4 protein-coding genes, 1 tRNA gene and 1 rRNA gene are annotated in these 6096 nt (G+C 62.9%); 3 read left to right on the top strand and 3 right to left on the bottom strand.

Going from position 1 to position 6096, the window contains the following annotated elements; translation table 11 throughout:
• Positions 1–84 precede the first annotated feature (84 nt).
• Positions 85–199, top strand: a 5S ribosomal RNA gene (rrf, locus tag BMY36_RS18600).
• Between the two features lie 82 nt (positions 200–281).
• Positions 282–358: transfer RNA gene (locus BMY36_RS18595), tRNA-Met, on the top strand.
• Positions 359–524: 166 nt separating this feature from the next.
• Here the strand turns inward: BMY36_RS18595 and BMY36_RS18590 are convergent.
• From BMY36_RS18590 to BMY36_RS18580, 3 genes are read right to left on the bottom strand one after another with little or no spacing between them, the layout of a single operon-like run.
• A complete protein-coding gene (locus BMY36_RS18590) occupies positions 525–3623 on the bottom strand; it encodes a DEAD/DEAH box helicase family protein (protein ID WP_050518544.1) in 3099 nt (1032 codons plus the stop codon).
• Positions 3616–5466, bottom strand: a complete 1851-nt coding sequence (locus tag BMY36_RS18585) for a phospholipase D family protein (protein WP_050518543.1) — start codon at positions 5464–5466, stop codon at positions 3616–3618. Before BMY36_RS18585 ends, BMY36_RS18590 begins: the two co-directional genes overlap by 8 nt.
• Complete coding sequence (locus BMY36_RS18580; protein ID WP_050518542.1) at positions 5456–5704, bottom strand: DUF6361 family protein; 249 nt, start codon at positions 5702–5704, stop codon at positions 5456–5458. Before BMY36_RS18580 ends, BMY36_RS18585 begins: the two co-directional genes overlap by 11 nt.
• A 155-nt stretch (positions 5705–5859) precedes the next feature.
• Here BMY36_RS18580 and BMY36_RS18575 point away from each other — a divergent pair.
• Positions 5860–6096, top strand: a 237-nt coding sequence (locus BMY36_RS18575; protein ID WP_139194152.1) for a winged helix-turn-helix transcriptional regulator, incomplete at its 3' end; no start/stop codon positions are given.

The raw sequence follows: 6096 nt of genomic DNA, 5'->3' as shown, positions 1-6096 counted from the left end.
AGAACATGGAAACATTGGTTAAGCCGCATAGCAAAACCACTGATGTTGTCTCCCTGAGCAATCAGGGAAGCGTTTCTTTCTCGGTTTGGTGGTCATAGCGCGAGCAAAACACCCGATCCCATCCCGAACTCGGCCGTTAAGTGCCGTCGCGCCAATGGTACTGCGTCTTAAGACGTGGGAGAGTAGGTCACCGCCAAACCTAGTAAGAAACGCTGTCTCTCAAACGATCGTCATATAACCCCAAACTAAAAATTGGGGCACGGGCCCAATAAGCCCACCGTCGCGGGATGGAGCAGCCCGGTAGCTCGTCAGGCTCATAACCTGAAGGTCGTCAGTTCAAATCTGACTCCCGCAACCAAAAAACACAATAACTACAATGCATTACGCCCCGCCAAACGCGGTGATTTTTGCTGTCCAAAATCCAGGTCAACAATAGGTCAACAAAATCGCGAAAACCGCAACGATTCAAGTTGGATAGTAGTCCGACAGGACGCCGACCCCGCCAAAACTGCAGAAGGCCGCGCTCAATCGGGACGGAGGCTGATCTGTAACTGGGCAAGCTCCTCGGGGACTATATCGTTCCGAACTTGATCCAGCAGCGCCAGAAGATCGTCCTGTCGGGGCTGCCCGAATGCCAAGCGGTAAAGCGCGACCGAACGGTTCAACCAGGACAGCCGTGTTTCCTCTCGACTGAACGGAAGCGACAGAATGTGACGCTCGACCTTGATCGGGCCATCCATCACCCAGAATGGTTCGAGATCGCCCTTGTGCTTTGCTCCGGCATGCGCTGCGTCGAACATGCTGGCCCAAGGATCGCTTGCCTGACCGTCAAGCGCATCTTGAAAATGCCCTGTGACAAGGTTCAGCCGGACCGCATGGTTCTTGTAACGGTGGACGCGGCCTTCGCGCTGCTCCATGTCGACTGGATTGCCTGGCAGGTTCCAGTGGACGACGCGGTGACAGTAGGGGTGGAAATCCAGCCCTTCCTGTCCGACGGATGTTGACGCCAGAACGAACGGTTTGAAGGGAGAGTTGAAGGCCGTGCGGACCAGACCGGTCCGGTTTACGCCGGTCTCATCCTCGCCTTTCTGGGCCAATCGCATGGCAAATCGGCCGCGTAGCGTGATCGGGTGCGTTTGCACGATGCGGCCACGCTGCAAGGTATAATGGTTCAACTCGATCTGTGCAGGGCGTAGCGACAGCGCTTCGGCCATACGTTCAGCGATTACGCGTACGGCAGAGACCGGCGCATGGCCAACCTGCCCTTCCGCCTCGAACAGAACATGGGTGTACTCGTCCAGGACAGACTGCAGGTCATGTTCGGCCGAATGACGCAAGACAGCCCGCCAGTATACATCGCCTTCGGCGCGCAGGAGCGCCTGCGATTCCGGCTGGTTGAACAGCGTCCGGAACGCCATGCCCACATGCGTGGCGGCGGAAAGAAGGGCGGGATCGTCCAATGAAAGACCAGGTGCGATGCGAGATAACGCGCGCAGCACGCAGGTTGCCGGGCTGCCCAGCGCCACATCGACAAGATGGGCGAGGACTTGCTCTGTGTCTGCGCGGCCGATCGGCTGTTTGGCTGCTTGCGCGAGATCAGCCAGATGATCTGGCCAAGCTTCCTCGTCACCCTCCTGCCGCAAGGTGGGGCTGCTCAGCCAACCTGCAAAGCCAGTTGTCGAGATATCGAGGGCGGCAGCACTGCTCCAGTCCCAACCGCCTTCCGCGGCCTCGGTGCAGCGGTCTGTCAGGTTTTCGGCAAGCGGGCGCAATCTATTTGCCGCGGCGCGACGCATCGCGTCGAGATCGGCAAAGGGGCCATCCTCGCGCAGCAAGGTCAGCGGATCGGCCAGCGCCGCCAGACGGGGCGAGGGGATCACCAGTTGCAGCGCACGCAGACCCGCAAGGCGACCTTGGGCGCGGCGGAACTGCAAGGGGCGTGTGGTCGGTGGATCGGTATAGCCGTGGTCCTTGCCCATCCCCATCTGCCGCTCGGCCTCATAGGACAGGAACCCGGCGATCGCATCGGGGACCATCGTCCATTCCGAGAAGATCAGCATCTTGCTGACCAGCTGGCTGGTGCCAAAGTAGGGCATCGAGGGCGCGATCCACAGGCGGCGCGCCATGCCTTCGGCAAAGGCCAATTCTGCCAGTTTGCGCATCCGACCATTGGCCGGGGTCAGCGGAGCATAGCTTTCCACAGTTTGCGGAGCGATCTGCAGGGGGATTGCCGCCCTCATGGCAGAACGAAGGGCGGGCGAGGGGGCCTTGGCCTGCTCTTTCAGCAAATCGGCCAGCTTGTAGCCGCGCATCAAGTTCAAAAGCCACGGCGAGGATTTCCAGTATTCCACGGTGCCCGGTGCCCCGGCCGCAGCGGCCACCGCCGCGATGGCGCGCGCCTCGATAAGGTCGCCTGCGGTCAGGTCCAGATCATGACGCACCTCCCGGATCATGGCGTCGCGATCTGCCGTCTCTGACACGCGTTCCGTGCGCGCGATGATCCGGCGCAGTTGCCCCTCGATCACGTGCCGGATGGTTCTGGCGTTCTCGAACCCTGCTGGCAGCGCCTGCATCGCCTTGCGGAAGTGGCGCATTTCGATGGCGATCTCGTCGCGACGGCGCTTGCCATCTTCAGCACCGAAAAGGAATTCCAGCACGTCGAGGAAATCGCGGTGGTGATCGCCCTCTTCCGGTGCGTCGCCCGCAAGTGTCAGCATACGGTAGGGTGTTGCTGACAGCAGCAAGGTCTTGGCGCTGTTGCCCATGCTGTCAGTATGGTTGAACAACTGGCGCGCCAGATCGGCCGCCTCGCTGTCGCCGTGCAGAAGATCGTGAAATCGCTGGAACTCGTCGAGGATGATCAGATCAGGTTCGAGGGACTGAACCGAGGCCTGTGCCAGCATTCCTCGCAATTCACCGATCACGGCGGTGCAGGCGTGACGCAGGTCGCCGTCGACCTGCCGATAGCGCGCGACCTCGGCACAAAGATCATCGATCCGCGTGATCAGGCCGGGGCTGGAGGCAACAGCATCCTGAAACCGGTTCGCAATTTCGCGGTCCACTGGCAGGGTCGCGACCCGCGCACGCTCCCCCTCCCAGCCAGTTTCACCCGACCAGCCCTGAAACAGCCGGACTGCGCCTTTGGGGTGGGCCAGGCGACCATCCAGCAGCCGCAGGATCAGCGCCCGCTCGCGCGCCCAGCCGCCCGAGGATTTCAGATCGAAGGTTGTTCCGAGCGTCAGGCTGATGAAGTTCACCCTGTTGTGGCGCAGACTGTTTTCCCCACCCAGCACCAAGGGCAGCAGGGTCAGCCGCGTCGGCAGCACCTTCGCCTCGCGCTCCATCACGTTGAGACGGGCGAGGTTTTGCGCGGCGATCGCGCCGTTGGAACAGACATAGATGATGTCGATTCTTGGCACCTTTTCCCAAAGCGCCTCGATCGTGCGGGCAATCACGCCGCGGGCCACCATGGTCTTGCCGAGGCCCACCTCGTCGGCCACGAGAAACTGGCGCGTGGCGTCGGCATCGGTCAGCAGGCGGCGGCAGACGTGATCTACCGTCGCGCGCTGGAAAGCCTTGAGGGGGGCCAGCGCCGGGCCGGGGTCAAAGCGGGCGTCAGCCACGGCGCACCTCGCTCAGCAAAACGCTGCGGAACACCTCCCACAATGCTGCGAAACGGGGCGGAATGACCAGTTCCCCATCCGCGCCCTTGGCATCGCCCAGCCGGGTCATCAGCCGCTCGATGTCGCGCAGGCGGCGGCCGTCGCCGGAGAGCGACCGGACCATATCCTCCAGGATTGGTGCATCGTCGGCAAAGCCTGCAAAGCCAAGGAAGCCACCTTTGCCACCTTGAAGTATAATTTGCGCCGCCGCCTCTGGATCGCCCAGAAGCAGGCGGATGTAGCGCAGGAACGCCTCGCGGTTCTCGATAATGCTGCGCAGGATTTCGGCTGTGCGCGCGTCTGGCAGGTCCTTCAGTGTGGTCCCAAGTGAAAAGACCATCTCGGCCCCGGTTTCCAGATCTGTCAGCCGCAGCCCCAGCCAGCGTGTCACATCGGCAAGGGCAAACAGGCCAAGGTGCAGTCCGGTGCGCCCAAGCGGGGCCATGAGGGTGAGGGCATGGTTCGGGCCAAGCGTCAGCGGCCAAAGCTCGGCCCGGAGGGTGTCGGGCATGGCCATCTTGCTGCGCGCCGTCAGGGTCAGGCTGATCCTGCTATCCTCTGCAGGGGCGCAGCGCAGGGTCAGGTCAGCCGCCGCTAGCGCCTTGCGCACCGCGTCAAGGCGCGCCTCCGCTACCACAGCCGGATCGGGGGCAGGTGCCGTGGCCGGTGGTTGCCACGGCCGCAGGAACCGGCCCAGCCGCTCCGGCGCGATGTGATCAGCCACCCAGCCCATCCTGCGGGACGGGCCCGACAGCGTGGCAAATACCTCGACATTGCTGCCGTTCAGCAGGGCGGCCGCTGTGGCATTACCCGATCCGACCGTCAGGTCTGTCGTCGATTCCGGTCGCGGGTAGCGTTCGGTCACAAAGACCTTGGCATGCAGGCCCAGCGCGGCCGAAGCGGCCTCGGCCTCTTCTCCGTCCTCAGTTTCTGCAAGATCGTCCAGCACCAATACCTGCCCGAACCGTGCCAGCACCTCGGGCGGCATCTGTGCCAGTTCTTCGGCCCGGCTCAGCAGCCAGCAGTCCGCGGGCGCGAGGCCCTTTGTCAGCTGGATCAACGCCTCTGCCGACAGGAAGGGGGAGATAATGCCCTGCGCATTGCCGACGCGTGGCCGGAACGGTGGCTGCCCCAGCCCGTTGACGGCAAAGCGTAGGCGCCGCGCGCCATCGGGCAGGGTCCATATCGCGTGATCCAGATCGCGGGCCAGCGCCTCGGCGATCTTGCGATTGCGCGCGGGCGTCGGGCGGCCCCGCGCCAGCCCGGGCAGGGCGCGAAGGAGCGCCGAGATGGGCGCGTTATCGGCCTGTGCGACCCCGGTCACTTCGCCGTCCAGCGACAGTGACAGGTCCCAGCTGCGGTCCGTGGTGAGGTTGCGCGACAAGATGGCAAGGCGCAAGCGAACGGGACCCGCGCCGGTCAGCGGGACAAACCGCAGCACCCAGATCTTCGGATGAAACGCACCACCTTTCGGGGCAAGCACCTCGGTCACCGTGTCTTCCAGCAGAGCGGTCAGACGGTTGGCTGCGCGAGGTTGGGCGGCGATGCGTCCGGCCTCGCAGAAGATTGCCACCCTTTCGGCCAGCCGCTCCAGACCGTCCAGCAGCGCAAGCGGCGTATCCAGCACCTGCGCGCGGCTTTCGGCTGCCTGAAAGGCCATGCTCGCCGGGATCACCAAAGCGGTTTCAAAATCCAGCGAATAGGTCGTGGCAAGCGCCATATCGACCTCATAGCCTGGCGGGGCCCGCAGGATTTCGCCATAGAGCGCGCGGTTTTCCGGGTCGAGCGGGCTGTCAGACGGCATCGGCGAGGTCCCGCAGATGGCGTTGCACAACGGTCCAGCGAAAGTTCAGCACGCCAGCCCCCGAGGCCCCACCCCAGCGCGCTAAGGCCGCGTCATTGGTCAGCCGCGCCTTCGGCCCCTTCAGACGCGTTTCCCGCCGCAGGATCAGCGCGCGGGCGTCCGGATCATCGGCTATGTTATGTCCGCGCTGCGTGATAGCCGCCCATTCAGTGACGAAGGCCGTGGTCTGTGGTGCCACTCGGTGGACTGTCTCAGAAGTCTGTGCCCAAAGCCCTGCAAGGCTCCAGCCTGTTGATTTCCACTTAGAAGTGAGCCGGTTTATCGAATAATTTCCACTGAGAATTGAGCCATGTGACCCTTCCCCCAGCGCGCTGCGCCACGGGGAGCAATGGAGTGATACACATGGGACTTTTGAACATAATCCGACGCATGTCTTTGCGCGAGAAGCTATCGATCCGGGAGATTTCGCGCCGGACTGGTTTGTCGCGCAACACGATTACGAAGCATTTGAACGCGGGCACGATTGAGCCGCAGTTCACGACGCCAGATCGGCAGAGCAAGCTTGATCTTTTTGCTGATAAATTGGCCGGATGGCTAAAAACTGAAGCTGGGAAGTCGCGCAAGCAACGG

This window comes from Pseudorhodobacter antarcticus, from assembly GCF_900110135.1.
GTDB classification, from domain to species: Bacteria; Pseudomonadota; Alphaproteobacteria; order Rhodobacterales; family Rhodobacteraceae; genus Pseudorhodobacter; species Pseudorhodobacter antarcticus.
Note: the sequence above shows the minus strand (reverse complement) of the source record. Positions and strands in the feature narration are given on the sequence as shown.

Excerpts from the sequence above, each read along its gene's own strand:
- BMY36_RS18585 (WP_050518543.1), bottom strand. The coding sequence starts at position 5,466 with ATGCCGTCTGACAGCCCGCTCGACCCGGAAAACCGCGCGCTCTATGGC.